We start from the raw sequence: 24,012 nt of genomic DNA, 5'->3' as shown, positions 1-24,012 counted from the left end.
GTGCCCGAAATGTCGGAAATCACCCTCCCCTCCGTCACCACAGCCAAAGGCGACCTCTGGGTGTTCGGCTACGGCTCGCTGATGTGGCGGCCGGGTTTCGAATTCGAGGAGCGCGTCCCCGCGCGGCTGGTCGGCGAGCACCGCGCGCTCTGTGTCTATTCCTTCGTCCACCGTGGCACGCCGGAGAAGCCGGGTCTGGTGCTCGGCCTCGACCGCGGCGGCGCCTGCCGCGGCATCGCCTTCCGCGTCGCCGAAAAGAACCGCGCCGACGTCGTCGCCTATCTGCGCGCGCGCGAGCAGGTGACGTCGGTCTATCGCGAAGTCATGCGCTCGGTGTGGCTGGAGAACGATGCGCGGCAGCGCGTCTCCGCGCTCGCCTATGTCGTCGACCGGGGCCATGTGCAATATGCCGGTCGGCTGTCGCTCACCGACCAGCATCGCCACGTGCTCCAGGGCCACGGCCAGTCCGGCGCCAACCGCGACTACGTGACTGCGACGGTGAAGGCGATCGAGGCCGAAGGCTTTCGCGATGCGCAGCTGCATCAGCTTGCCATGATGCTGCATGGTGATGCGCATTCTCCGCACGCGCCGGCTCCGGCGGACGATCGGGAAAACCGCTAGCTCTCCAACGGCGCATAGCTCGGCGCCGAGCCGATCAGCTGCTCCTGCTCCTTGCGGCCCGCTTCGACGAGGCGACCGGTCGCGTCTTCGATCACCGTTTGCACACGGGAGAGATACTCGTCCTTGGGCAAGCCCGGCGGCAGCGGATCGAGGAATTCCACCACCAGCGTGCCGGGATAGCGCATGAAGGTGCGGCGCGGCCAGAACAGGCCGGAATTGAGCGCGATCGGCAGGCACGGCGCGCCGCAGGACGAATAGATCTGCGCGAAGCCGCTCTTGTAGTCCGGTGGCGCGCCCGGGGCGCGGCGCGTGCCTTCGGGAAAGATCACGAGCTGCCCGCCGCTGCGCACCGCCTCCCGCGCCCGCCGCGTCATGTCCAGCAGCGCCTTGACGCCGGCATTGCGGTCGATCGCGATCATCCCGGTCTTGACCAGGAACTGGCCGAACACCGGGATCTGCATGAGCTGACGCTTGAGGATGAAAATCGGACGGTCGAAGAAGCCCGGCAAGACGAACGTCTCCCAGAACGACTGGTGCTTCGCCACAACGACCAATGGTCCCCTCGGGATCTTTTCGAGGCCGCGGAATTCCACCTTGATGTTGCAGACAGCCCGCATCAGAAACAGCGTCGCCTTTGCCCACCATTGCGCGACCGTGAGCATGGCGCGCGGCGGCAATGCGAAGGTCGGCAGCGCCACGATCGCGAGGCACACCAGCACGGTGTAGAACAGCACGTTGAACACGAGCGATCGCAGGAAAATCAAGAACATCGAGGATCCGATCAATTGCCGATCAGTTGCCGATCAATTGGCCTGTGCGGTGGCGGGCCGCTTCGCCTGCAGCCCGGAAGGCTGCTCCGACATCTCGGGCGAAAGGTCAATCCCGAAATCCTCCAGCCGCACCCTGACCTCCGCCGCGATATACTTGACATATTCCGACAGCAGCAGCCGCAAAGTGGACGCCGAGGTCCACCACGGCTCGTCGCGCCATTTGTCGCCGACCACCACGAACGGGATCAGTGTCGCCTCCGGCATCGCATGCGAGAATTCCACCAGCGCGCGCGGCATATGATAGTTCGAGGTGACCACGATCAGCGATTTGAAGCCGCGTCCCGCGGCCCAGCGCCGCGCTTCCGCGGCATTGCCGCGGGTCGAGACCGCGGTGCGGTCGAGATCGACGCAGCAACGCATGAAAGACTGGTTCTCCGGCAGCGTCCGGGAGATGTCGCTCGCCGTCGAGGTCGGGTGTACGCCGGAGATCAGGAGCCTCCTGCCGTAGCCGGCAGCGAGCAGCTCCATCGCATCCGACACCCGCGAGGAGCCGCCGGTGAGCACCACGATGCCGTCCGCCTTGCGGTCCGGCGCGATCTCGGCGCCGCGCAATTGCGACAGAAACGCAATAAAGCCCGCCGCCGCGCCGACGAAGGCGAGCGCAATCGTCGACATCACGGCCGCGCGCAGCCACCCGCGCGGCAGTTTCGGCGATCGATCGGCGGTCGGCGCGCTCATGCGATGTCGGTGATCCCTTCCCAGAGGTGATTTTAGGACGTTTTGAGGCGAAGTGGAGTCCGGTTTGTCGGCCTCAAACTATGTGGCGAAGCGCTGGGGCCGCGAACCAGCTTTCCCCTCTCCCCTTGTGGGAGAGAGTGGCTCGCCGCGATAGCGGCGAGACGGGTGAGGGGTATGTCTCCGCGAACTCGCCTCGACGTTCGTGCACGTGGATAGAACCCCTCATCCGGCGCTTCGCGCCACCTTCTCCCACAAGGGGAGAAGGAAGAAAACCATCTCAATCGACATCATTCAGCGTCGCGAACAGCGTCTGGCGCGAGGCGACCGCGGTGATGGCGCCGATCAGCACGGCCTGCACCGCGAGCACGATGTAGCCGGATGGCCGCAGCGAGAAGGTGCCGAGCAGCGCGGCGAACTGGTCGCCGACGGGAGTGCCCGAAAACCAGCCTGCAATCGACTCGGAGAAGCCGAACACCAGCATGGCGGCGCCGCCGCCGATCACGCCGCCCTCCAGCCCCAGCCTGAGGAAATGACGCAGGAAGCGGTTGGCGATGTAGCGGTCGCCGGCGCCGACGAAATGCAGCACCTCGACGATCGGACGGTTCGCCGCCATGGCGCCGCGGGTTGCGAACGACACCGAGATGATGGTGGCGACGATGACGAGCGCGAGGATGCCGAGACCGGCGAGCACGGTGGCGTTGGTCATCGAGCGCATGCGCTCGATCCAGGCGCGGTGATCGTCGACGCTGGCGCTTGGCGCCACCTGGGTCACGCGGGCGCGCAAGGCGCCGAGATCGAGCGCCGTGCCGGGCTGCACGCGCGCGATGATCATGCGCGGGACCGGCAGATCGTCCATCGACAGCCCGGTGCCGAGCCAGGGCTCGAGTAGCTTGCCGCTCTCGTCCTTCGTGAACGGCTTGACCTCGACGATGCCGGCTTGCGCGCGCATGGCCTCGGTCACCGCCGCGGTGTCGCGTTCGAGATCGCGGCCCGTCTGCGGCCGGACCTGAATGGTGATCTCGCTCGCGACATCCGACTGCCATTCGGCGGCGGAGGCGCTCACCAGCAGCACCGTGCCGGTCGTCATCGAGGCCAGGAAGGTCATGATGGCGACAACGGCGACCAGCGCGCGGCCGTGGATCGAGGCGCGCGGCACGATCGGCGACATATTGCGCGCCCGGGCCGGAAGCGGCGGCCCCTCCTGCCCGAGATCGACCAGCACGCCGCGCTCGTCGGGCCTATTCATAGACGTGCAGCCGTCCCTGGTGCAGCACGAAGCGTCGCGCCTCGTACTGGTCCATCAGGGCGATATCGTGGGTGGCGATGATGACGGCGGTGCCTGACTTGTTGAGCTCGATGAACAGCCGCAGCAGGCGGCGGCCGAGCGTCGGATCGACGCTGCCGGTTGGCTCGTCGGCCAGCAGCAGCTGCGGCCGCGAGATCACGGCGCGCGCGATTGCCGCGCGCTGCTTTTCGCCGCCGGACAGGATCGGCGGCAGCGCGTCCATGCGCTCGCCGAGCCCAACCCATTTCAGGAGATCGATGACCTCCTTGCGGTAGCTCGATTCGCTGCGGCCCATCACGCGGAACGGCAGCGCCACGTTTTCATAGGTCGTCATGTGATCGAGCAGGCGGAAATCCTGGAGCACGATGCCGATGCGCTTGCGCAAGTCTGCGATCTCGTCCTTGCCGAGCTGCGAGATGTCGTGACCGAACAAGTTGACGAGCCCCCGCGTCGGGCGATGCGAGAGGAACAACAGGCGCAGCAACGAGGTCTTGCCGGCGCCGGACGGGCCGGTGAGGAACTGGAAGGAATGCGCCGGGATCTGGAAGTTGAGGTCGCGCAGGACCTCGGGCCCCAGGCCGTAACGCAATCCGACATTTTCGAACCGAACCAAGCTCAGCTCCGTTCGAGAGAGGCCGCGGGCCGCACGGCTGTGCTCCGCCACACGCGATCCGCGGGTTTTGCGGCCGTTATGGTTTCCGGTTCGTTAACGGTCGTCCTGTAGCATAATTGGTAGCATCTTTCCGTCTCGGTTCTCCACGACCGTGTCACGATCAAGACTTGTCCATGCATCAAGGCTCGTCCATGCATATCGTCTGCCCTCATTGTACGACATCCTACGCCATCAAGCCCGCGAGCCTTGGGGCGAACGGCCGGACCGTGCGCTGTTCCCGTTGCAAGGAAACGTGGGTCGCCCATGCCGAGGATGCCATCGAGGAGGCATCTGTGCCGGCCATGGCCGCGGCCAGCCGGGCCGACGACCAGGCCGATCTCGCCGAGCAATGGAACTCCTATGCCCAGGACGACGGAGCCGCTGACGCGCCTGTCGTTGACAGCCCCTCGATCGCCAGCGACTGGCCGGACCAGGAAGCCGCCGACACCGAGGACGAATGGTCCGCGGCCGCCCGATCCGTTGAGGAGGAAGTCGGCGGCGAACAGCACCAGTCCTGGTTCCGTGGCCTGTTCGGCCGTCGCCGCGGCGCGCGAGTGCGCCGTCCGGCGGCCCCGCGAAAATCCCATTTCGGCCTGCCGACCGCCTGCGCCGCCATGGGCGCGCTGGTCCTGGCGCTGGTGATCTGGCGCGGAGACATGGTGCGGCTGCTGCCGCAGACGGCAGCCTTCTACAGGATGGTCGGCCTCGAAGTTAACCTGCGCGCACTCGCCTTCAAGGACGTCAAGCTCTCCAGCGAGACAGTAGACGGTAAGCAGGTGCTGGTGATCGAGGGCGTGATCGTGGGACAGGGCAAGAAGCCGCTCGACATTCCCCGCTTGCGCTTCGCAGTGCGCGACGCGCAAGGCGCGGAAATCTACGCCTGGAACGCCGTTCTGGAACAGACCGTATTACAGCCCGGCGAGCGCGCCTTCTTCCGCTCGCGCCTGGCCTCGCCGCCGCCGGAGGGCCGCAATATCGACGTTCGCTTCTTCAACCGACGCGACATCGCCGGCGGCAGCGTATAATCGATTTCGCAGGTCTCGCAGGCAAAGTTGGTGGCGAGATTGATCCCAAGGTTGGTCTCATGTCCAAGATCCTGATCGCCGACGACGAGGATTCGATGCGCCAGCTGGTGGCGCGCGCCATCGCCATGGACGGCCACGAGATCGTCACCGCGCAAGACGGCGCCGAGGCGCTGGAGATCCTCACGCGCGCGGACGGCAGGTTCGACCTGCTGCTCACCGACATCCAGATGCCGGTGATGGACGGCATCGCGCTGGCGCTTTCCGTCGCACGCGATTTCCCCGATTTGACCATTCTGCTGATGACCGGCTTTGCCGACCAGCGCGAGCGCGCCTCGAACCTCAATGCGCTGGTGCATGACGTCGTGACCAAGCCGTTCTCGGTCGCCGACATCCGCACGGCGGTGGCGGACGCGCTGGCGGCGAAGAAGGGGTAGCGGCGTCGGGGCGCCACGTATTCCGCTGTCATGCCCCGGCTTGACCGGGGCATCCAGTAGCCGCAGCCTCTCGATTGAATCACAACCGTGTCGGAGTACTGGATCGCCCGGTCAAGCCGGGCAATGACAGAGAACTCAAAAATCCTTCAGCAGCCGCTCGATGTAATCGAGCTCGATCTGCGGGCGCGAGCTGTCCCCCAAGCGGCGGCGGAGCTCCTCGAGGATGCGGCGGACGCGCTGGGCGTCGATCTCGCCGGGGATCTTGACCGTGTAGTCGTCGCTCAGATCGCGGCCGTGAAGTGGGCGACCGAGCGGATCGGTCTGATTGCCGCCGCTCTGCTGACGACCGGGCCGGTTGCCGGGGCCATCGCCCTGCCCGTCGCCATCGCCCTGCTGCATCGCCTCGGCCATCTTCTGCGCGCCCTTGCGCAAGGCCTCGAGAGCTTTCCCCTGCGAGTCCACGGCACCATCCGAATTGCCTTCGCCGAGCTGCGAGCCGGCATCGCCCATGGCCCCGTCGGCGGCGTCCAGACTGCCGTCGTCATCGCCCTGGTCACCGTCCTGATCGCCATCCTGGCCCGGCTGTCCCTGCTCGCCCTGCTGACCCTTTTGCCCCTTCTGGCCCTGGCTCTTCTGGCCCTTTTGCCCCTTCTGCGTGAGGCCGCGCTTGGCGAGCTCGTCCTGCAGCTTCTTCAGGCGGTCGCGCAGCGACTGCTGATCCTGCTGGAGATCCGACATCGACTGGTCGCCCTGCTGCTTGCCGCGCGAGCGCTCACGCCGGGAATCCTGCCCCTGCTTGAAAGTCTTGTCGCGCAATTGCTGCTGCTTGCGGATCATGTCGCTGAGCTCGTTGAGCGCCTGCTCCATGTCGCTGTCGCCGGATTGCCCGGGCTGCGCCATCTGGAGGTTTTCCATGATCTGCGCGAGCTGCTCGAGCAGGCGCTGGGCCGCCTCGCGATTGCCTTCCTTCGCGGCCTTCTCGATCTGCTTCAACAGCTCGTCGAGATCGCGCTGCGTGATGACGGAACGATCGCGATTGGAGGATTGGCTCTTTTCCGTCGCGCGCTTGTAGTCCTCGAGCTTCTGAATCGCATCGGATTGATTGTTCAGGCTCCGTCCGGACTCCTTTTGCCTGAGGCTGTCGCCGGACTCCTGCATCGCCTTTTCCGCGCTATCGAGCAGCGCATCGGGATCCTGGTCCTGCTGGGCCGAGACGGCAGCGGGGAAGCCTCCCAGGAGGAGGGCAAGACAGGCGATCGAGATCGCCTTCACGACTGGCACGCGCGCTAGCTTCCGCATTTCCGGTCCCGCGTAAACTGATTGGCGCCGTCCTCGCCCCCCTTCGCCCGGCTGTTCGCCGACTTCCGATAGGCCTGCAGCTGCTGGCGCAAGACGTCCTGCTGCTGCGCCAGCTCTTCGAGCTGCTCGGGCTTGGCATGCTGGGTCTTCTGTCGCAGCTCGACCGCCTTGTCGAGGATGAGCTGAACCTCTGCCGGGAAAGGCTGCCGGGGTCCAAGCGGATTCTGCTCGGCGCGCCGGGCGAGATCGCGCACCTTGCCGGCCATCGCCTCGCGAAGCTTTTGCGTCAGCGCTTTGATCTCGTCCTCGCTGGCGCCGCGTTCCAGCGCCCGCTTGAGCGCGTCCTGAGCCGAGCGCAGCGCGGCGTTGACGCTGCCGGCGACACCGTCGTCCTCGATGGTGACCGCGAACGCCCACATGCTTCCCACTACATCGCGCAGCGCGTCGTCGGTGCGGGCGGCTTCCAGCTGCAGCGCCAGACTGCGCAGGCCGAGATAGCAGCCCGCATCCGGCGTGAACAATTCGGGTGCGATCATCAGCGCGTCGAGGGCGGCGTAGACATCCGAATTCTTGTTGGCGTCGAGCGCCAGGATGCGGCGCTGCTCGACCAGCGCGCGCGCGAGCAAGTTGGTGAACAGCCGCTCGGGCAGGCGCATGTTGAAGGGCTCGCTCTTGGCCTCGTTGCCGGCCTCGTCCTTGGCGGTGAGGGTCAGCGTGACATCGGCACCGGCATAGGGATCCTCGCTGAGGTCCTTCACCGTCTGACCGACGCCGTTGCGGGTGCGCGCATTCGGCAGCACGAGCGGGAATTGCGGCGGCTGGAATAGCGGCCGCGCGGCGGCCTTGGTGTCGGCCTCCTTGCTGCCATCCTTGACACCATCTTTGGTATCGGCGGCACGCAGGCCGATTTGCGCATCGGCGCCGGTGACGCCGTAATCGTCCTCGATCTTGTAGGTGAGCTGGAGTCCGCCACGGGCCTGGCGCTCGGGATCCTTGGCCAGCGCGATCGTCGGCGCGCGGTCCGGCGTTGCCGCAAACGCCCATTGCGGCTGGCCGGAGGGCGCGCGGACATGCGCGGTGCCGTCGCCGCTGATGGCAAAATGCTTCTCGTTGGTGCCCTTGGGCGCGGCTTCGGTGGGCGCTACTTCCTTGAGGCCGCCGGAGACGACAACATCAAGGCTGCCGCCGGAGGAGCGAACGATCAGGGTCGAGCCGGCGGGAACGGCAAGCGGACCGCTGGCCGGCAGCGCGGCGGCCTCCTTGTTCGCGGCCGACAGAATGACCGGCGGCTTGCCGGTGTAGAGCGGCGGCGTGACCCAGGCATCGACGCGAACATTCGTCGGGGCCAGCACGCCGTTCCAGTGGAAGGCGGCCCCGAGCCGCATCGCACGCTCGTCGCCGGCAGCGAAGAAGGTCGCAACCAGCATCACCATGACCAGCGCGCGCAGCGCCCAGGGATCATGCAGAGCGAGCCGGGGCTTCGGCAGACCGGCGCGGATGCGCTTGATCGAAGCCAGCGTGCGCTCACGCTGCGCCCGCCACAAGGCCTGCGCAACCGGGTCCTGCGAGCTCAGCGTGTCCGTCAGCGTGGTGGCCGGCCGGTGACGGATGCCGGAGCCGCGGTCGAGTCGGGCCAGCGCCTCCTCGCGGCTCGGCCAGCGGAAGCGACTCAACGGGAACAGGGTGACAATCGCGACGCCGGCGAAAACGACGAGACCGATGGCGCGGGCAATGGACGGCAGCGCCAGCCAGAGGCCGGCCCAGGACACCACCAGGAACAGACCGACGACGGTGAGAAGCCGCGCCAAATTTGGCCAGGCACGCTCCCACGCGATGGCATAAGTGGCCCGCTGCAGGGCTTGCGCCAGCTTCAGCCGCGACAGAGCGTCGCCATCGCGGATCGGGTCTGACGGGTCGGGGGTGACGCCGTTCAATCAACTCTCCAGGTTGCCCGGTAGAGAAGCGTACCACAACGGCAGCACTGAGGCATCCGTTCCTGTACGGGAGACACCCCTTTTCCCGCATAACACGAGGACGTGACTGGCCCGCCGCAACCCCGTAATTTCCGCGCCGACAGCCAAGGAAAACAAAGGAAACACCATGGACAAGAAGATGCACGACAAGGGCCTGGAAGTCCGCAAAGCAGTGTTGGGCGAGGCCTATGTCAACAACGCCCTGAAGACCGTCGACGACTTCAACCGTCCGTTCCAGGAGATGCTCAACGAATATTGCTGGGGCACGGTGTGGGGCCGCGAGGAGCTGCCGCGCAAGACCCGCAGCATGCTCAACATCGCGATGATCGCGATCCTCAATCGTCAGCACGAATTCCGCGCGCATCTGAAGGGTGCACTCACCAACGGCGTCAGCCGCGACGAGATCCGCGAGATCCTGATGCAGGTCGCAATCTATGGCGGCATGCCGGCCGCGGTTGACAGTTTTCGAATTGCGCGCGAGGTGTTCGCGGAGATCGACGGCAAGGCGTGAGGGGTGCCGGCGTGAAGGACGGGGACGCGACGTCCCCATGTCGTCCTGGCGAAAGCCGGACCCATAGCCACTGGCAGGTGTGGTTACGGGCACTCGGAGTTGCCACTTCGCGCCAAAACGTCTCCCTGGGGTAATGGGTCCTGGCTTTCGCCAGGAAGACACCGAGGATGGATACGGGCCGATCAACAACAACGAATAATCACCACAAGGAAACACCATGGACATCGGATTCATCGGCCTCGGAAATATGGGTTTCCCGATGGCACGGCGGCTGATCGAGGCCGGCCACCGGCTCGTCGTATTCGACACGCGCCAGGAGGTCGTCGACAAGCTGGTGGCGCGCGGCGCCACTGCGGCGACGTCGCCGAAGGACGTCGCCGACCAGGTCGAGACCGTCATGGCGAGCCTGCCTTCGCTGCAGGCTTCGCTCGCGGTTGCGACGGGGCCGAACGGCGTGATCGAGGGAAGCCGCGTCAAACGCTTCGTCGATCTCTCCACCGTCGGCTCAGCGATGGCGGTGAAGATTCACGGCCTGCTCGCCAAGCATGACATCGTGCAGATCGATTGCCCAGTTTCCGGCGGCGTCGGCGGCGCCGAGAAAGGCACTCTCGCGGTAATGGTCTCGGGGCCGAAGACCGAGTTCGAGCTGCTCAAGCCCGCGCTCGACGTCATCGGGAAAGTGTTCTTCATTGGCGAGAAGCCCGGCGCGGCGCAGACCATGAAGCTCGCCAACAACTTCTTGTCGGCCACCGCGATCGTGGCGACCTCGGAAGCGGTGGTGATGGGCGTCAAGGCGGGGCTCGATCCCGCCGTGATGATCGACGTCATCAATGCCGGCTCCGGCATGAACACCGCGAGCCGCGACAAGTTTCCGCGCTCGGTGCTGCCGCGCAGCTTCGACTTCGGCTTCGCCACGGGATTGATGGTGAAGGACGTGCGGCTGGCGCTGGAGGAGATGAAGCAGCTCGGCCTGTCGATGGAGGTCGCGGAGGCGGTCTGCCGGTTGTGGGAGACGGTCATCAGCACGGAAGGCGCCGAGTCCGATTTCACCGCGGCGATCAAGCCGATCGAGAAGAGGGCGGGCGTTGTGGTGGGCGGCAGGCCACCCGGCTAGCGCCAACACGACAGCGCAGCGCCGACGACCGGCGCTGCGCTGTCCTCCTTGGATCGATCTGCTACGAGCGGCGTCTGCCAAGTTCCGGAAGGTCGATCGGCTGCTCCAGTTGCAGGGAGGCCGAGCCCCCGCTGCATTTGATATACTTCTCGTCGCACCTGCGCATGCACCGTCTCTCGCTCGAGCATTTCGCAGAGGTATTGTTGCAGCTGACCCACGTAATGTCGCACCGTGTGACCCGGGCCGACGCGACGCCGGAGAGTCCGAGCACGAAGGCCACGCTGCAAGCTACGAAAAGCATGCGAAGCAGGCCGGCGCCGGCGAGTGAATCGTTCATTCGATCTCCTGTGTTGGCCGGGCACGTCTGCGCCTGCGGCCGGGTTTTTGACGAAGACGCAGTTCAAGCCTTGGCGAGATAGGGGATCGTGCCGGCCAAGTCCGTATCGTCGATCAACTGGAAGCGGCTCTCGCTGCCGCCCCTGCGCGCTGCCGCGAATCGGCCGTAGGCGGGATCAGTAACGAAGGACTCCGCCGCTTTCGCCGTGGGAAAAGACATGATCGCGATCAGCGATGTGTCGAGAGGGGCACCTTCAAGAGTTTTCACATTGCCGCTGCGGGAAAGATACTTGCCGCCATGCTTGTGCACCAGCTCGTGGACGGACGCGGCGTAGTCCGGCACCCACTTTCCGTCAGTCACTTTGATGTCCGCGATCAGATACGCTGTCATGTCGTGTCTCCTGGCTCGAGTTCAGCTCCGCGTTGAAGGGCGGGCATCACTTGGTGCCAGAACACGGCGCGGACTTGCCAGTACGGGAACTGTAGCGGGGCGATACAAATACTGAATTGCGCCGCCCTGGATCAGCTCGCCAGCTTGCGTTCCTTGGCGAACGGGCTAAGGCCGAGCCAACTTTGCATGGCCGCGGCAAGCTGCCGATCGCCGGTGAGCAGCATCCGCCGGCTTGCGGCGGCCGCCCGCACGGAATCGAGTCCCATCCAGATCGCCGTCATGGTGCGCAGATCAACCGACACGTAAAGGTCAACGTCGAAACCGGGATCAATCGAGCAGAGGTCGACACTGTCGTCGGGATCGACGATCAGCCACCACAATCGCTGCGTCGAAGGTAATTCCGGATACGCGAACTGCAGCACGCTGCGGCGGGTCGGCATCGGCGTCGTGTTCAAATTCCGCCGCATGTCCCACATCAACAGCTGGACATCGAGATGCTGAAGCGACAGATCCGACTCGATGCGGCGCTGGCCCCAGATGCCGAACGCCTCGACGATGGGGCCGAGTTCGCGTCCGGAAGCGGTCAGCTGATACTCGATCACGCCGCGCTCGGAAGCCGACGGCTGGCGGATGATGATGCCTGCAGCTTCGAGTTCCTTGAGGCGCTGGGAAAGCAGCGCAGGCGACATGCGGGGAACGCCGCGGCGCAACTCGTTGAACCGGGTCGAGCCGGCGACGAGTTCACGTAGCAGCACGACGGTCCAGCGCGTGCACAATATCTCGGCCGCCATCGCGACCGGACAGAACTGCCTGTAGCTGCCGATGGTCATGCGGGCCTCCGTGACAAGCGAAGGCGCAACCTTAGGGCCGCGGCGCGCGGCTTCCTAGTTCAGTTTCTGTATCAGCAGCGATTCATTCTCTGAACTGGCCGCGGACCGTGGTGAGCGTCTATTCGACCGGCATTGGCAAGCCGGCCGCCGCAATCGCGGCCCGCCGGACACAGGAGATTACCATGAAGAAATACGATTCAACGGCTTCCAGATTGCTCGTTTCGGTTCGCAGCGCCGCGATTTGCACCCTCGGCCTGGGCGTCGGCGTCATGCCGGCGTCCGCAGCCAATCTGACGAGGAGCATCGAGGTCAGCAGTGCTGCGGCCGAGGTGTGGTCCGTCATCGGGCCGTTCTGCGCGATCAAGGATTGGCTGCCGCCGGTGGGGCAGTGCATTGCGGACGGCAAGTCGCCGCCAACCCGGACGCTCGTCACCAGGGACGGCAAGGCCTCGTTCGTGGAGACGCAGACTGCGCGGAACGACAAAGACTACAGCTATTCCTACGCGTTCCTGTCGAGCCCACTGCCGGTGAGCCAGTACAAGTCGACCATCAAGGTCACGGCAAAGGGTGAAGGCGCATCGGTGGTGACATGGACCGGCATCTACACGCCCGACCCGGGGCGGGAGAAGGAAGCGGTCGATGCCCTCGGCGGCGTCTATGATTCCGGCCTCGCCGCAATCAGGGACCGGTTCAAGAAGTAGGGTCAATGCAGCGATGGGCGCAGCGCTAGCTGCGCTCATCGTGGACAATCACAGCCTCATAGCCACGGCGCCGGCGTATCCATCGCGATCAATTGCTCGACCTCGATGCGCGGACGCACGACCGCGTACTGGTCGCCCTTCACCAGCACTTCGGGCACCAGCGGCCGCGTATTGTAGGTGCCGGCCTGCACTGCGCCGTAGGCGCCGGCGGTCATGATGGCGATGAGGTCGCCGGGCTTTGGCGTCGGTAGCGTGCGATCGAGTGCGAGATAGTCGCCGGTCTCGCAGACCGGGCCGACGACGTCGGCCATGATGGTCGCGGCCCCCGTCGCAGGCTGCGTCACCGGCAGAATGTCGTGATGGGCCTCGTACAGCGTCGGGCGGATCAGATCGTTCATGGCGGCGTCGATGATGACGAAATTCTTGCCGTCACCGTGCTTCACATAGATCACCTTGGCGACCAGGATGCCGGCATTGCCGACGATCATGCGGCCCGGTTCGAACATCAGCGTGCAGCCGAGATTGTGGCTGACGCGCTTGACCATCGCGGCATAGGCGTCGGGCGCCGGCGGCGCCTCGCGGTCCATGTAATAGGGAATGCCGAGACCGCCGCCGAAATCGACATGCGAGATGTTGTGGCCGTCGGCACGCAGCGTCTGCACGAATTCGGAGAGGATGCGGAACGCGATCTCCATCTTGGAGAGGTCGGTGATCTGGCTGCCGATATGCACGTCGGTGCCTGTGACCTCGATGCCCGGCAGCTTCGCGGCGCGGGCATAGACCTCGCGGGCATGCGCGATCGGGATGCCGAACTTGTTCTCGGACTTGCCGGTCGAAATCTTCGCATGCGTGCCGGCATCGACGTCAGGATTGACACGGATCGAGATCCGCGCGGTCTTCCCGGTCTCGGTCGCAAGGCGCGACAGCAGCTCGAGCTCGGGCTCGGATTCGACATTGAGGCAGAGGATGTCGGCCGCCAGCGCAGCGCGCAGCTCGGCTTCCGTCTTGCCGACGCCGGAGAACAGGATCTTGCTTGCTGGAATGCCGGCGGCCAGCGCGCGCTTCAATTCGCCGCCGGACACCACGTCCGCGCCGGCGCCGAGCCTGGCCAGCGTGCGCAGCACCGACTGGTTGGAATTTGCCTTCATGGCGTAGCAGACCAGCACCTTCTCGCCCGCGAAGGCGTCGGTGAAAACGCGATAGTGCCGCTCGAGCGTCGCGGTCGAATAGCAATAGAACGGCGTGCCGACGGTTGCAGCCAGCTCGGACAGGTTCACCGCCTCGGCGTGCAGCACGCCGTTGCGATAGTCAAAATGATTCATGGCGTTGGCTCAGTTGCCCCAGCCTATCGGCTGGGTCTTTCGTCCAGGAGCGGGTCGAGGATAAACGGTTTCTTCCTGCCCTTGGTCGCCGCCGGTGCGGCGTCCGCGCCATAGGTGGGGTTGAACACGCTCGGCGTCTTCTGGGCTTCGGTCTCGGTATCGGTCGGCGGCGCGACGTTGGCCGTTGACGCGCTGGAGGCGGTCGGCGGCAGATCCAGCGGGCCCTTGCGGCCACAGCCGGCAAGCGCGAGCGCCGTCAGGCTCAAGACAATGATGGCCCACCCCGAGCCGGCCGGGCGAAACTTTGACGTCACGACGAAATCCCCACTACGCGCGGCGCACCATACAGAGATTGGCGCGCTCTGGCGAGACCCGGATGACCATGAAACATAAGCGAAATTTTGCTCCTCAGCCCAATTTTCGCTCTTTTTCCAGCCGCTTCAGCCAGGCCTTGGCCTGCGATGCCACGTTCTTCGGCGCGGTACCGCCGAAACTGGTCCGGCTCTTCACCGACGATTCGACCGAGAGCACGCCAAGCACGTCTTTCGTGATCTTCGCTTCGATTGCCTGCATCTCCCTCAGCGGCAGCTCGTGCAGCGCCACGCCGCCCTCGGCGGCTTTCGCGACGATGCGGCCGGTGACGTGATGGGCCTCGCGGAACGGCATCTTCAGCGTCCGCACCAGCCAGTCGGCAAGATCGGTCGCGGTGGCGTAGCCCTCGCCTGCAGCAAGCTTCATCTTCGCTTCATCAGGCACGAGATCTCGGACCATGCCGGTCATGGCGCGGATCGCGAGCGACAGCGCGGCGAAGCCTTCCATGGCGCCCTGCTTGTCCTCTTGCATGTCCTTTTGATAGGCGAGCGGCAGGCCCTTCATGACGATCAGCAGCCCATTGAGCGCGCCGATGACGCGGCCGGTCTTGGCGCGCACCAGCTCGGCGGCGTCAGGATTGCGCTTCTGCGGCATGATCGAGGATCCCGTGGTGAACTTGTCGCTGAGGCGGATCATGCCGACCAGCGGCGAGGTCCAGATCACGATCTCCTCGGCAAAGCGCGACATGTGCACGGCGCAGATCGAGGCCGCCGACAGCGTCTCCAGCACGAAGTCGCGATCGGAGACCGCATCGAGCGAGTTCGCCATCGGACGGTCAAAACCGAGCGCCTTCGCCGTGGCGTGACGGTCGATCGGGAACGAGGTACCGGCGAGCGCTGCAGCTCCGAGCGGGGACTCATTCAGCCGCTTGCGCGCGTCCTGGAAACGGCCGCGATCGCGCGCGGCCATCTCGACATAGGCGAGCAGATGGTGGCCGAAGGTCACCGGCTGCGCGGTCTGCAGATGCGTGAAGCCCGGCATGACCGTTCCGGCGTGCTCCAGCGCGCGCTCGACCAGCGCCTGCTGGAACGCGGCGAGCGAGGCGTCGGTCTCATCGAGGACATCGCGGACATAGAGACGGAAATCGGTCGCGACCTGGTCGTTACGCGAGCGCGCGGTGTGCAAGCGGCCGGCGGCAGGGCCGATCAGCTCGGACAGGCGGCTCTCGACATTCATGTGAATGTCCTCGAGCGCGCGCTTGAATTCGAAGGCGCCCTTGCCGATCTCTGACAAAATCGTGTCTAGACCCTTGCCGATATTTTTCGCATCAGAGTCCGTGATGATGCCCTGCGCGGCCAGCATCGCGGCGTGGGCCTTGGACGCGGCAATGTCCTGGGCAAAGAGGTGACGATCGACGTCGATGGAGACGTTGATCTCTTCCATGATCTCGTCGGGACGTTCCGAGAACCGGCCGCCCCACATCTTGTTGCTCATGATCCCCTGCTCACGCCTTGCCTGTGGCCGCCGCACGTTTGCTGACGGCTGCCAGCCGTATTAAGAGGCCTCTGATAGCCATATCTGCGACCGGATGACAAACGATATGCTCGACCCCAACGACAGGCTCGACCAAAGGACAGCACGGTCGGCCACGCGCCGTATCCCCGTGGTCATCGCCACCGTGGTGGTCGGGGGCCTGGCTGGCTTTGCCGCGCTGTACGGGCTGGGCCTGGGCCGGGCCCCCTCCGGCGATCCCGCCTGCCGGGCCGCGGTGAACACCGCACAGAAGATCGCGCCGCTTGCCCATGGCGAGGTGGCGGCGCTGACCATGGCGACCGCACCGCTAAAGCTGCCGGACCTGGCCTTCGAGGACGCCGACGGCAGGCCGAAGAAGCTGTCGGATTTCCGCGGCAAGACGCTGCTGGTGAACCTCTGGGCCACCTGGTGCGTGCCCTGCCGCAAGGAAATGCCGGCGTTGGACGAGCTCCAGGGCAAACTTTCGGGCCCGAATTTCGAGGTGGTGGCGATCAATATCGACACCCGCGACCCCGAGAAGCCCAAGACGTTTCTGAAAGAGGCCAATCTCATCAGGCTCGGCTATTTCAGCGATCAGAAAGCCAAGGTTTTTCAGGATCTTAAGGCGATAGGCCGGGCCTTGGGCATGCCCACCTCGGTGCTGGTCGATCCTCAAGGCTGCGAGATCGCGACGATCGCGGGGCCGGCGGAATGGGCGAGCGAGGATGCGCTCAAGCTGATCCGGGCTGCGACGGGCAAAGCCGCAGCGTCGTTCTAAGCGATGATGTTTTAGGCGGTGACGTTGAGGTTGCTGCCGACGCCAGCGCCGACATTGGCAAGCGAGGGCTGTCCGGCGCCGAGCAGCGTCAGGACGGTGGATTTCTCCGCATCCGCGTTCTGCTTCATCAGCGTCGCCGAGATATTCGACTGCAGCGCGCCTTGCTGAGAGGCCAGCATGCTGCTGACCATCGCCATCATGTCCATTACGCAAACCCTCGTACCGGCGGTAACCTAGAGGCGGGCGGTTAACGGGACATGAATTGTCGCGAGTCGCCGTAAGGTAGGCTTTCTCCGTCTCCCGGCTCTGCTGCGTATCGCTAACGCGCTGCGCAATGTCCCGGCACGAAACCCCTTATCTCGTCGGAATCGGCTTGGCGCCGCGGTAGTCGTAAAAACCGCGCTGGGTCTTGCGACCGAGCCAGCCCGCCTCGACGTATTTCACCAGCAGCGGGCACGGGCGGTACTTGGAGTCGGCGAGGCCCTCATGCAGCACCTGCATGATCGACAGGCAGGTATCGAGGCCGATGAAATCAGCGAGCTCCAGCGGGCCCATCGGATGGTGCGCGCCGAGCTTCATCGCCGCGTCGATCGCCTCGACGTTGCCCACGCCTTCGTACAGCGTGTAAATCGCCTCGTTGATCATCGGCAGCAGGATGCGGTTGACGATGAAGGCCGGGAAATCCTCGGAGACCGCGACCTGTTTGCCGAGCTTGCCTACGAATTCCTTTGACGCCTCGAAGGTCTGGTCGTCGGTGGCGATGCCGCGGATCAACTCCACCAGTTCCATCAACGGCACCGGATTCATAAAGTGAATGCCGATGAAGCGTTCGGGCCGGTCAGTGGCGGCGGCCAGCCGCGTGATCGAGATCGAGGAAGTATCGGAAGCGACGATCGCCTCGGGCTTCAACACAGCGCAGAGATCGTGAAAAATCTTGCGCTTGACCTCTTCCTTCTCGACGGCGGTCTCGATCACGAGATCGCAGTCCGCGAGATCGTCCAGCTTCTCGCCGGCTACGATACGCGCCATCGCCTTGGCTTTGTCGTCCTCGCTGACGGCCTTCTTGGAGACCTGGCGCGTCAAATTGCCGTTGATCGTGGCCATGCCTGACTTGAGGCGGTCGGTCGAAATATCGTTGAGCACCACGTCGAAGCCGGCCAACGCAGCGACATGCGCGATGCCATTGCCCATCTGCCCCGCGCCGATCACGCCGACCTTCTTGATTACTGCCGCCATAATGTCATCCACCGGAACGGCGCGCTATCAACCGCGCCTGCCTATCCCCCTGAGCCGGGAGGTCTGATTTAATCAGAACCCGGCCTCGAAACCTAGATTGGATCGCTTCGAAGGCGTGTCCCGCGCCAAAGAAAACGCCTCAAAAAGCAACACCGGCCGGAGTTTATAGCTCCGGCCGGTGTTTAGCGCGTTTTACTTGCCGAGCTTGCCGAGTTCGGCCGTCAGCTCCGGAACCGCTTGGTAGAGGTCGGCGACCAGGCCGTAATCAGCGACCTGGAAGATCGGCGCGTCCTCGTCCTTGTTGATCGCGACGATCACTTTGGAGTCCTTCATGCCGGCCAGATGCTGGATCGCGCCGGAAATGCCGACCGCGACATAGAGCTCGGGGGCCACGACCTTGCCGGTCTGGCCGACCTGCCAGTCGTTCGGCGCATAGCCCGCATCCACCGCCGCACGCGAAGCGCCGACACCGGCGCCAAGTTTATCGGCGAGCGGCTCGATGTACTTTGCGAAGTTCTCGCGGCTCTGCATGGCGCGGCCACCGGAGACGATGATCTTGGCCGAGGTCAGCTCGGGACGGTCACTCTTCGCGACCTCCTCGCCGACAAAGGACGACAGGCCCGGATCGGCCGCCGCCGCGACGCTCTCGACCGACGCGCTGCCGCCTTCACCCGCTGCGGCGAAGGTGGAGGTGCGCACCGTGATGACCTTCTTGGCGTCCTTCGACTTCACCGTCTGGACGGCGTTGCCGGCGTAGATCGGGCGCTCATAGGTGTCGGGGGCGATCACCTTGGTGATCTCCGAGACCTGCATGACGTCGAGCAGGGCCGCGACGCGCGGCATCACGTTCTTGAAGCGCGAGGTCGCGGGCGCGACGATGGCGTCATAGGACGGCGCCAGCGAGACGATCAGCGCGGCCAGTGGCTCGGCCAGATCGTGCGCGTAAAGCGCGCCGTCGGCGAGCAGCACCTTCTTCACACCGGCGAGCTTTGCGGCGGCGTCCGCCGCGGCCTTGGCGTTCTCGCCGGCCACCAGAACCTCGACGTCCGCGCCGAGCGCGGCCGCCGCGGTCAGGGCCTTGTTGGTCGCATCCTTGAGCGACGCATTGTCGTGTTCGGCAATCAGAAGCGTCGTCATCAGAGCACCCCGGCTTCGTTCTTGAGTTTCGACACCAGCTCGGCGACGTCCTTGACCTTGACGCCCGCCTTGCGGCCCGCCGGCTCGGTCGTCTTGAGAACCTCGAGGCGCGCGGTGAGATCGACGCCATAATCGGCGGCAGTCTTGTCCGCAATCGGCTTCTTTTTGGCCTTCATGATGTTCGGCAGCGAGGCGTAGCGCGGCTCGTTGAGACGGAGATCGGTGGTGACGATCGCCGGTCCCTTCAGCTTCACGGTCTGCAAGCCGCCGTCGACTTCGCGGGTGACCTTGAAGTCGCTGCCTTCGACCTCGAGCTTCGAGGCGAAGGTCGCCTGCGACCAGCCGAGCAGCGCGGCCAGCATCTGGCCGGTCTGATTGCTGTCGTCGTCGATCGCCTGCTTGCCGAGAATGATGAGGCCCGGCTGCTCTTCGTCCGCAATCTTCTTCAGGATCTTGGCGACCGCGAGCGGCTCGACCGCACCCTCGGCCTTCACCAGGATGCCGCGATCGGCGCCCATGGCGAGACCGGTGCGGATCGTTTCCGACGCCTGCGCCGGTCCGATCGAGACCACCACGACTTCGGTCGCCTTGCCGGCTTCCTTCAGGCGCAGCGCTTCTTCGACCGCAATTTCGTCGAACGGGTTCATCGACATTTTGACGTTGGCGAGTTCAACACCCGATCCATCGCTCTTGACGCGGACCTTGACGTTGTAATCGACCACCCGCTTTACCGGCACCAAGACCTTCATCGATCCTCTTTCACTCAATCTGGGAGGGGGTTATCAACTGGCGCGGAACCTAAAGGCCTGATCCGGCCCGGTCAACGCGCGAAGGGGTCTAATTTTGGCGCCCAGAAATGCGCGGCCCAATGGGTCAGCGATTCTGGCCCGGAACCCAGAGCACGTCGCCGGCGCCGTCTTCGTTGACCGCGCGGCTGGCCACGAACAGGAAGTCCGACAGGCGGTTCATATACTGGATGCCAGCGGCACCAACAGGTTCTTCCGGCCGGGCCGCCAGTTCCACCATCACGCGTTCCGCCCTGCGGCAAATCGTACGGGCGACATGGAGGTAGGCGGCGGCTGGCGTGCCGCCCGGCAGCACGAAGGAGGTCAGAGGTGCCAGCTTGTCGTTGAGCGCGTCGATGTCGCGCTCGAGCCGCTCGACCTGGCTTGCCACCACCCGCAGCCGCTCCGCCTTGCCCTCACGTTCGGGCACCGCGAGGTCCGCGCCGAGGTCGAACAGATCGTTCTGGATGCGGCCAAGCATCGCGTCGAGCTCGGGCGCATCCCCGGTGTGAAGCCGGACCACGCCGATCGCAGCATTGGTCTCGTCGACAGTCCCATAGGCCTCGATGCGCAGATCGTATTTCGGCCGGCGCTCGCCCGAGCCGAGCGCTGTCGTGCCGTCGTCACCGGTTTTCGTATAGATGCGGTTGAGCACGACCATGTTAACGCCCCATCGCCCACACGGCGGCCATCGCGATGACGATCGCCACGAACTGAAGCAGCACGCGCCAGCGCATCAGCTTCTGCGAGGTGTTGGGCGAGCCGCCGCGCATCATGTTGATGAGACCGAGCAGCAGCACCAACGCCACGGCGCCGACCGCAATCGGCAGGATGAAAGTACTCAGGAGAGATGCCATTCGAGGGTAAATAACACCCTCCGCGCCGGTCCGCCATGGCGTTCCCGATCTGGCTTTTAAGCCAATAATATCAGAAGCTAGCTGGATGAATCTGGATTTGCGCCAATTGCCTATCCTCTTGACCTATCCCCGCCTGCGGGGAGAGGTCGGAATGCGTTTCCCGCGCGCGGGAAGCGGAAGCAGCAACAGCAGTGCAGGTGGTGCGTGAAGGCAATCCGCACCATCTACCTTGTCGTAATGGACGCGTTCTACACGTTCCTCGCCGATGACGGCTGGGCGATCGCGAGCCACATCGCGCTGTCGACGCTGATGGCGCTATTCCCGTTCCTGATCGTCCTGACATCGCTCGCCGGCTTCTTCGGCTCCAAGGAACTCGCCGATCAGGCTGCGAGCCTCATGCTCCAGGTCTGGCCCAAGCAGGTCGCGGATTCGATCTCGGGGGAAGTCCACGACGTGCTGACCACGACCCGCACCGGCCTATTCACCATCGGCGCGGTGCTGTCGGTCTACTTCGCCTCCAACGGCGTCGAGGCGCTGCGGGTCGCACTGAACCGCGCCTATGCGGTCGTGGAGATGCGGCCCTGGTACTGGCTACGGCTGGAATCGATCGCCTACACGCTGATTGCGGCCTTCACCGCGCTCGCCATGGCATTCCTGATCGTGCTCGGGCCGCTGCTCATCGAGGCCGCGCGTGCGCACATCCCGCTGTTCGTTGAATCCAACGAGAGGATCCTCACCTGGCTGCGCTACGGCATCACCGTTGGCGCGTTGGTGGTGGCGCTGATGATCCTGCATACCTGGCTGCCGGCGGGACGGCGCCGGTTCCTCCAGATCCTGCCCGGCATCGTCTTCACCATCGTGGCGTCGCTGATCTCGGGCATCGTGTTCGGGCAATATCTGGCGCGCTTCGCCAATAATTACGTGACGATGTATGCGGGGCTCGCCTCGGTGATCATCGCGCTGGTGTTCCTGTATTTCATCGCCGCGATCTTCGTTTACGGCGGCGAGCTCAACGCCGCGATCATCAAGTCGCGGCTTCCTCACGGCGTGTCGCTGCAAGCAGCGCAGTCGCTAGCGCCCGCGGAGACACAGGCTTGACCAGAAAGGCGTCGGCGCCGGCCTCGCGTGAGGCGACTTCATCTTCGCCCCGACCTGACACCCCGATGATGGGGATCTGAGCCAGCGGCGTCGCCATGGTGCGGATCCGCCTGATCGCCTCGACGCCATTGATGCCCGGCAGCACCATATCCATCAGCACCGCGTCGAAGGCGCCCTGCGCGAGCCGGTTCACCGCGTCCTCGCCGCGCCCGATGAACTCGGCATGATGACCGAGTTCGGTCAGGATGGTGTTGAGCACAACGCGGCCGAACGGATTGTCCTCGACGCTGAGCAAGCGCAGCGCCGGAACCGCATCCATCTCGGCTTCGCCCTTCGACTTGCGGGACTTGCCCGATCCCGTGGCACACACCGACACCGTCAATGTGAAGGTGGCGCCACCGCCGGGCCGAGGCGCGACCGTGATGTCGCCGCCCATCGCGCGCGCCAGTTGCTTCACCGACGACAGGCCCAGTCCGGCGCCGCCGAAGCGCGAGGCAATGGTGACATTGGCTTGGGTAAACGGCCGGAACAGCCGTTTGATCTCGGCCATGGTGAGGCCGATGCCGCTGTCGGACACCGCGAAGGCGACACCGACGCTGCCTTTGCCCTTTGCTTTGCCTTTGCTCTTGGTCTTGTCCTTGCTCTTGACGGAACGCCAAGGCGCGACCGTGAGCGCCACGCCGCCGTGCTCGGTGAATTTCACGGCATTGTCGATCAGGTTCTCGAGCGCGGCGCGCAGGCGGACGGGATCACCGACCACCAGCCCCGGCAGCTTCTCCGAGATATCGACCTCAGCCTGGAGACCCTTGGCCGCGGCGCGACCGGCCAGCGAATCGCCGGCGTTGCGGGCGAGCGTCCGCAGGTCGAACAAATCCTGCCGCAGCGAGCTTCCACCCCCGACCCCCTTCCCGGTCCCCTTGCCACTTCGGGCGGCATCGACGAACAGGGTGGCAAGGTTCGCCAGATGCTCGGCCCCGGCCTTGATCGTGTCGGCCCAGCGTCTTTCCCGTTCCCCGAGATCCGAAGTCGCGAGCAGGTCGCTGATCGCGAGAATGCCGGTCAGGGGGGTGCGGACCTCATGGGCAAAGGCGGCAAGCGCGGCTTGGACGACGTCCAGCTCGACCCGCTTGGTGCTGCGCTTGCGCAACCGGGCAGTCGGCCCGGAGCGCTTCCGAGCCACTCGCTTGGACGTCCCCGTAGTGCGCGCTGCGCGCGTTTTCGCCGCCATAACTCCCCTTCGAAGTATCCCCTTCGAACCCCGCGCTGTCAGGCGAGCATGGCACGGCGGAACACCCGGAGTCACGGCGCCGTTTGGCTAACCCCCAGAGAAACTTAACCTAATCCCACCAACCGGCGGATACCGGCCGGCGTGGCGCCGCCGGCGCGCAGTTCACGAAGGCCGGTCGAGCTGGTTGATTTCGACAGCTTCCGGCCGCGCTCGTCGCGAAGTAGCCCGTGGTGGCGGTAGACGGGTTCGGGCAGGTGGAGCAGAACCTGAAGCAGACGGTGGACCGAAGTGGCGTGGAACAGGTCCTGGCCCCGCACGATCTCGCTGATGTCCTGGAGCGCATCGTCGACAACAACGGACAGATGGTAGCTCGTCGGCGTCTTCTTGCGGGCCACAATGACGTCGCCCCAGGCTTCTGGCCGCGCCGGGACGACGCCACGCTCACCATCCGGCCCCTCGCCCAGTTCGTTCCAGCTCAGGCCCACAGCGCGGCGGCAGGCGGCTGCCATGTCGAGCCGAAGCGCGTAAGGCGCACCGGTGTCGATGAGGCGGTCGCGCTCGTCCGCGGACAGCGATCTGGCGGCGCCGGGATAGAGCGGCACGCCGTCGGGATCGCGCGGCCACGGCCCATCCGCTTCACGCGCCTTAACCAGCCTTGCGATCTCGGCGCGGCTTTCGAAGGCTGGATAGACCAGGCCGAGCGCCAAGAGCCTGTCCAGCGCCGTCCGATACGCATCGAGATGCTCCGACTGCCGCCGCACCGGCGTCTCCCAGGCGATGCCGAGCCAGGCGAGGTCTTCGTAGATCGCTGTCTCATATTCCGGCCGGCAACGCGTCGCGTCGATGTCCTCGATCCGCAGCAACAGCCGCCCACCGGTCTCGCGCGCGCGGTCGGAATTGAGCAGCGCGGAATAAGCGTGGCCGAGATGCAGGTAGCCATTCGGGCTGGGGGCAAATCGGAAAACGGGTGGCGACATGCTTCGGAACTCATCATGGCCGGGCATAGCCGTCTAGACGGATGGCGTCGCTTCCGCTCGCCTGTGTCCCGGCCATCCACGTTCTTCGGA

Annotated in this window: 27 protein-coding genes; 8 read left to right on the top strand and 19 right to left on the bottom strand. The window is 65.1% G+C overall.

The window, feature by feature from the left end; all coding sequences use genetic code 11:
* Positions 1-9: 9 nt before the first annotated feature.
* On the top strand, positions 10-621 hold the full coding sequence (locus IVB07_RS04135) for a gamma-glutamylcyclotransferase (protein ID WP_018453258.1): 612 nt from the start codon (positions 10-12) through the stop codon (positions 619-621).
* On the opposite strand, the gene IVB07_RS04130 is transcribed toward IVB07_RS04135, so the two are convergent.
* From IVB07_RS04130 to ftsE, 4 genes are all read right to left on the bottom strand, one after another.
* Positions 618-1,391 carry a lysophospholipid acyltransferase family protein gene (locus IVB07_RS04130; protein ID WP_085361285.1) on the bottom strand — a complete coding sequence of 258 codons (774 nt, stop codon included), beginning with the start codon at positions 1,389-1,391 and terminating at the stop codon, positions 618-620. The two genes, IVB07_RS04135 and IVB07_RS04130, sit on opposite strands and share 4 nt — an antisense overlap.
* A 33-nt stretch (positions 1,392-1,424) precedes the next feature.
* The gene (locus IVB07_RS04125; protein ID WP_018453256.1) at positions 1,425-2,129 is read right to left on the bottom strand and encodes a YdcF family protein; all 705 of its coding nucleotides are present in this window, start codon (positions 2,127-2,129) and stop codon (positions 1,425-1,427) included.
* A 277-nt stretch (positions 2,130-2,406) separates the two neighbouring features.
* Positions 2,407-3,375 carry an ABC transporter permease gene (locus tag IVB07_RS04120; RefSeq protein WP_007597308.1) on the bottom strand — a complete coding sequence of 323 codons (969 nt, stop codon included), beginning with the start codon at positions 3,373-3,375 and terminating at the stop codon, positions 2,407-2,409.
* On the bottom strand, positions 3,368-4,027 hold the full coding sequence (ftsE, locus tag IVB07_RS04115; RefSeq protein ID WP_008135325.1) for a cell division ATP-binding protein FtsE: 660 nt from the start codon (positions 4,025-4,027) through the stop codon (positions 3,368-3,370). The genes IVB07_RS04120 and ftsE overlap by 8 nt, the downstream gene beginning before the upstream one ends.
* 191 nt (positions 4,028-4,218) lie before the next feature.
* Here ftsE and IVB07_RS04110 point away from each other — a divergent pair, with 191 nt between their 5' ends.
* Entirely contained in the window at positions 4,219-5,091 is an 873-nt protein-coding gene (locus IVB07_RS04110) for an MJ0042-type zinc finger domain-containing protein (RefSeq protein ID WP_026232495.1), read from the top strand.
* Positions 5,092-5,150: 59 nt separating this feature from the next.
* Complete coding sequence (locus tag IVB07_RS04105) at positions 5,151-5,525, top strand: response regulator (protein ID WP_018453253.1); 375 nt, start codon at positions 5,151-5,153, stop codon at positions 5,523-5,525.
* A gap of 135 nt (positions 5,526-5,660) precedes the next feature.
* Here the strand turns inward: IVB07_RS04105 and IVB07_RS04100 are convergent, their stop codons facing one another.
* Positions 5,661-6,824, bottom strand: a complete 1,164-nt coding sequence (locus tag IVB07_RS04100) for a DUF4175 family protein (protein ID WP_085350740.1) — start codon at positions 6,822-6,824, stop codon at positions 5,661-5,663.
* On the bottom strand, positions 6,812-8,758 hold the full coding sequence (locus tag IVB07_RS04095; RefSeq protein ID WP_018453251.1) for a TIGR02302 family protein: 1,947 nt from the start codon (positions 8,756-8,758) through the stop codon (positions 6,812-6,814). The genes IVB07_RS04100 and IVB07_RS04095 overlap by 13 nt, the downstream gene beginning before the upstream one ends.
* Positions 8,759-8,924: 166 nt before the next feature.
* Between IVB07_RS04095 and IVB07_RS04090 the strand changes: the two genes are divergently transcribed.
* Positions 8,925-9,308: a carboxymuconolactone decarboxylase family protein gene (locus IVB07_RS04090; RefSeq protein WP_007597318.1), complete on the top strand. Its 384-nt coding sequence runs from the start codon at positions 8,925-8,927 to the stop codon at positions 9,306-9,308.
* Between the two features lie 217 nt (positions 9,309-9,525).
* Positions 9,526-10,422 (top strand): NAD(P)-dependent oxidoreductase, encoded by an 897-nt coding sequence (locus tag IVB07_RS04085; RefSeq protein ID WP_018453250.1) that lies wholly within the window; start codon positions 9,526-9,528, stop codon positions 10,420-10,422.
* Positions 10,423-10,822: 400 nt separating this feature from the next.
* Here the strand turns inward: IVB07_RS04085 and IVB07_RS04080 are convergent, their stop codons facing one another.
* Together IVB07_RS04080 and IVB07_RS04075 are read right to left on the bottom strand one after the other, a co-directional pair.
* Positions 10,823-11,149 carry a DUF1330 domain-containing protein gene (locus IVB07_RS04080; RefSeq protein ID WP_018453248.1) on the bottom strand — a complete coding sequence of 109 codons (327 nt, stop codon included), beginning with the start codon at positions 11,147-11,149 and terminating at the stop codon, positions 10,823-10,825.
* A gap of 131 nt (positions 11,150-11,280) precedes the next feature.
* Positions 11,281-11,979: a helix-turn-helix domain-containing protein gene (locus tag IVB07_RS04075; RefSeq protein ID WP_018453247.1), complete on the bottom strand. Its 699-nt coding sequence runs from the start codon at positions 11,977-11,979 to the stop codon at positions 11,281-11,283.
* A gap of 182 nt (positions 11,980-12,161) precedes the next feature.
* On the opposite strand from IVB07_RS04075, the gene IVB07_RS04070 reads away from it, so the two are divergent.
* Positions 12,162-12,680, top strand: coding sequence for an SRPBCC family protein (locus IVB07_RS04070; protein ID WP_026232494.1), 519 nt, complete (start codon positions 12,162-12,164; stop codon positions 12,678-12,680).
* A 56-nt stretch (positions 12,681-12,736) separates the two neighbouring features.
* On the opposite strand, the gene lysA is transcribed toward IVB07_RS04070, so the two are convergent.
* From lysA to argH, 3 genes are all read right to left on the bottom strand, one after another.
* The gene (gene lysA, locus IVB07_RS04065) at positions 12,737-14,002 is read right to left on the bottom strand and encodes a diaminopimelate decarboxylase (RefSeq protein WP_018453245.1); all 1,266 of its coding nucleotides are present in this window, start codon (positions 14,000-14,002) and stop codon (positions 12,737-12,739) included.
* Between the two features lie 23 nt (positions 14,003-14,025).
* On the bottom strand, positions 14,026-14,316 hold the full coding sequence (locus IVB07_RS04060) for a lipoprotein (RefSeq protein ID WP_007615309.1): 291 nt from the start codon (positions 14,314-14,316) through the stop codon (positions 14,026-14,028).
* A 94-nt stretch (positions 14,317-14,410) separates the two neighbouring features.
* Positions 14,411-15,808, bottom strand: a complete 1,398-nt coding sequence (gene argH, locus IVB07_RS04055; RefSeq protein ID WP_018453243.1) for an argininosuccinate lyase — start codon at positions 15,806-15,808, stop codon at positions 14,411-14,413.
* 106 nt (positions 15,809-15,914) lie between these two features.
* Between argH and IVB07_RS04050 the strand changes: the two genes are divergently transcribed.
* On the top strand, positions 15,915-16,604 hold the full coding sequence (locus IVB07_RS04050) for a TlpA disulfide reductase family protein (protein ID WP_026232493.1): 690 nt from the start codon (positions 15,915-15,917) through the stop codon (positions 16,602-16,604).
* 11 nt (positions 16,605-16,615) lie between these two features.
* Here the strand turns inward: IVB07_RS04050 and IVB07_RS04045 are convergent, their stop codons facing one another.
* The 6 genes from IVB07_RS04045 to IVB07_RS04020 form a co-directional block, all read right to left on the bottom strand.
* Entirely contained in the window at positions 16,616-16,810 is a 195-nt protein-coding gene (locus tag IVB07_RS04045) for a hypothetical protein (RefSeq protein ID WP_007615312.1), read from the bottom strand.
* A gap of 148 nt (positions 16,811-16,958) precedes the next feature.
* The gene (locus tag IVB07_RS04040) at positions 16,959-17,840 is read right to left on the bottom strand and encodes a 3-hydroxybutyryl-CoA dehydrogenase (RefSeq protein WP_018453241.1); all 882 of its coding nucleotides are present in this window, start codon (positions 17,838-17,840) and stop codon (positions 16,959-16,961) included.
* Between the two features lie 192 nt (positions 17,841-18,032).
* Positions 18,033-18,977, bottom strand: coding sequence for an FAD-binding protein (locus IVB07_RS04035; protein WP_018453240.1), 945 nt, complete (start codon positions 18,975-18,977; stop codon positions 18,033-18,035).
* The gene (locus IVB07_RS04030; RefSeq protein ID WP_018453239.1) at positions 18,977-19,726 is read right to left on the bottom strand and encodes an electron transfer flavoprotein subunit beta/FixA family protein; all 750 of its coding nucleotides are present in this window, start codon (positions 19,724-19,726) and stop codon (positions 18,977-18,979) included. Before IVB07_RS04030 ends, IVB07_RS04035 begins: the two co-directional genes overlap by 1 nt.
* Positions 19,727-19,850: 124 nt before the next feature.
* Entirely contained in the window at positions 19,851-20,423 is a 573-nt protein-coding gene (locus IVB07_RS04025) for a cob(I)yrinic acid a,c-diamide adenosyltransferase (protein WP_018453238.1), read from the bottom strand.
* A 1-nt stretch (position 20,424) separates the two neighbouring features.
* A complete protein-coding gene (locus IVB07_RS04020) occupies positions 20,425-20,619 on the bottom strand; it encodes a twin transmembrane helix small protein (protein WP_018453237.1) in 195 nt (64 codons plus the stop codon).
* Between the two features lie 204 nt (positions 20,620-20,823).
* Here IVB07_RS04020 and IVB07_RS04015 point away from each other — a divergent pair, with 204 nt between their 5' ends.
* Positions 20,824-21,717, top strand: a complete 894-nt coding sequence (locus tag IVB07_RS04015; RefSeq protein ID WP_026232492.1) for a YihY/virulence factor BrkB family protein — start codon at positions 20,824-20,826, stop codon at positions 21,715-21,717.
* Here IVB07_RS04015 and IVB07_RS04010 read toward each other — a convergent pair.
* Together IVB07_RS04010 and gluQRS are read right to left on the bottom strand one after the other, a co-directional pair.
* The gene (locus IVB07_RS04010; RefSeq protein ID WP_026232491.1) at positions 21,644-22,945 is read right to left on the bottom strand and encodes an ATP-binding protein; all 1,302 of its coding nucleotides are present in this window, start codon (positions 22,943-22,945) and stop codon (positions 21,644-21,646) included. The two genes, IVB07_RS04015 and IVB07_RS04010, sit on opposite strands and share 74 nt — an antisense overlap.
* A 104-nt stretch (positions 22,946-23,049) precedes the next feature.
* Positions 23,050-23,922, bottom strand: a complete 873-nt coding sequence (gene gluQRS, locus IVB07_RS04005) for a tRNA glutamyl-Q(34) synthetase GluQRS (RefSeq protein WP_026232490.1) — start codon at positions 23,920-23,922, stop codon at positions 23,050-23,052.
* Between the last annotated feature and the right edge of the window lie 90 nt (positions 23,923-24,012).

The sequence above is a fragment of the Bradyrhizobium sp. 172 genome (genome assembly GCF_023101065.1).
Taxonomy (GTDB): domain Bacteria; phylum Pseudomonadota; class Alphaproteobacteria; order Rhizobiales; family Xanthobacteraceae; genus Bradyrhizobium; species Bradyrhizobium canariense_D.
Note: the sequence above shows the minus strand (reverse complement) of the source record. Positions and strands in the feature narration are given on the sequence as shown.

Excerpts from the sequence above, each read along its gene's own strand:
- IVB07_RS04080 (WP_018453248.1), bottom strand. The coding sequence starts at position 11,149 with ATGACAGCGTATCTGATCGCGGACATCAAAGTGACTGACGGAAAGTGG.
- IVB07_RS04070 (WP_026232494.1), top strand. The coding sequence starts at position 12,162 with ATGAAGAAATACGATTCAACGGCTTCCAGATTGCTCGTTTCGGTTCGC.
- IVB07_RS04110 (WP_026232495.1), top strand. The coding sequence starts at position 4,219 with ATGCATATCGTCTGCCCTCATTGTACGACATCCTACGCCATCAAGCCC.
- IVB07_RS04090 (WP_007597318.1), top strand. The coding sequence starts at position 8,925 with ATGGACAAGAAGATGCACGACAAGGGCCTGGAAGTCCGCAAAGCAGTG.
- IVB07_RS04130 (WP_085361285.1), bottom strand. The coding sequence starts at position 1,391 with ATGTTCTTGATTTTCCTGCGATCGCTCGTGTTCAACGTGCTGTTCTAC.
- IVB07_RS04125 (WP_018453256.1), bottom strand. The coding sequence starts at position 2,129 with ATGAGCGCGCCGACCGCCGATCGATCGCCGAAACTGCCGCGCGGGTGG.
- IVB07_RS04010 (WP_026232491.1), bottom strand. The coding sequence starts at position 22,945 with ATGGCGGCGAAAACGCGCGCAGCGCGCACTACGGGGACGTCCAAGCGA.
- IVB07_RS04035 (WP_018453240.1), bottom strand. The coding sequence starts at position 18,977 with ATGACGACGCTTCTGATTGCCGAACACGACAATGCGTCGCTCAAGGAT.
- IVB07_RS04075 (WP_018453247.1), bottom strand. The coding sequence starts at position 11,979 with ATGACCATCGGCAGCTACAGGCAGTTCTGTCCGGTCGCGATGGCGGCC.
- IVB07_RS04085 (WP_018453250.1), top strand. The coding sequence starts at position 9,526 with ATGGACATCGGATTCATCGGCCTCGGAAATATGGGTTTCCCGATGGCA.
- gluQRS (WP_026232490.1), bottom strand. The coding sequence starts at position 23,922 with ATGTCGCCACCCGTTTTCCGATTTGCCCCCAGCCCGAATGGCTACCTG.
- argH (WP_018453243.1), bottom strand. The coding sequence starts at position 15,808 with ATGAGCAACAAGATGTGGGGCGGCCGGTTCTCGGAACGTCCCGACGAG.
- lysA (WP_018453245.1), bottom strand. The coding sequence starts at position 14,002 with ATGAATCATTTTGACTATCGCAACGGCGTGCTGCACGCCGAGGCGGTG.
- IVB07_RS04030 (WP_018453239.1), bottom strand. The coding sequence starts at position 19,726 with ATGAAGGTCTTGGTGCCGGTAAAGCGGGTGGTCGATTACAACGTCAAG.
- IVB07_RS04020 (WP_018453237.1), bottom strand. The coding sequence starts at position 20,619 with ATGGCATCTCTCCTGAGTACTTTCATCCTGCCGATTGCGGTCGGCGCC.
- IVB07_RS04050 (WP_026232493.1), top strand. The coding sequence starts at position 15,915 with ATGCTCGACCCCAACGACAGGCTCGACCAAAGGACAGCACGGTCGGCC.
- IVB07_RS04025 (WP_018453238.1), bottom strand. The coding sequence starts at position 20,423 with ATGGTCGTGCTCAACCGCATCTATACGAAAACCGGTGACGACGGCACG.
- IVB07_RS04105 (WP_018453253.1), top strand. The coding sequence starts at position 5,151 with ATGTCCAAGATCCTGATCGCCGACGACGAGGATTCGATGCGCCAGCTG.
- IVB07_RS04135 (WP_018453258.1), top strand. The coding sequence starts at position 10 with ATGTCGGAAATCACCCTCCCCTCCGTCACCACAGCCAAAGGCGACCTC.
- IVB07_RS04100 (WP_085350740.1), bottom strand. The coding sequence starts at position 6,824 with ATGCGGAAGCTAGCGCGCGTGCCAGTCGTGAAGGCGATCTCGATCGCC.
- IVB07_RS04045 (WP_007615312.1), bottom strand. The coding sequence starts at position 16,810 with ATGGACATGATGGCGATGGTCAGCAGCATGCTGGCCTCTCAGCAAGGC.
- IVB07_RS04120 (WP_007597308.1), bottom strand. The coding sequence starts at position 3,375 with ATGAATAGGCCCGACGAGCGCGGCGTGCTGGTCGATCTCGGGCAGGAG.
- IVB07_RS04040 (WP_018453241.1), bottom strand. The coding sequence starts at position 17,840 with ATGGCGGCAGTAATCAAGAAGGTCGGCGTGATCGGCGCGGGGCAGATG.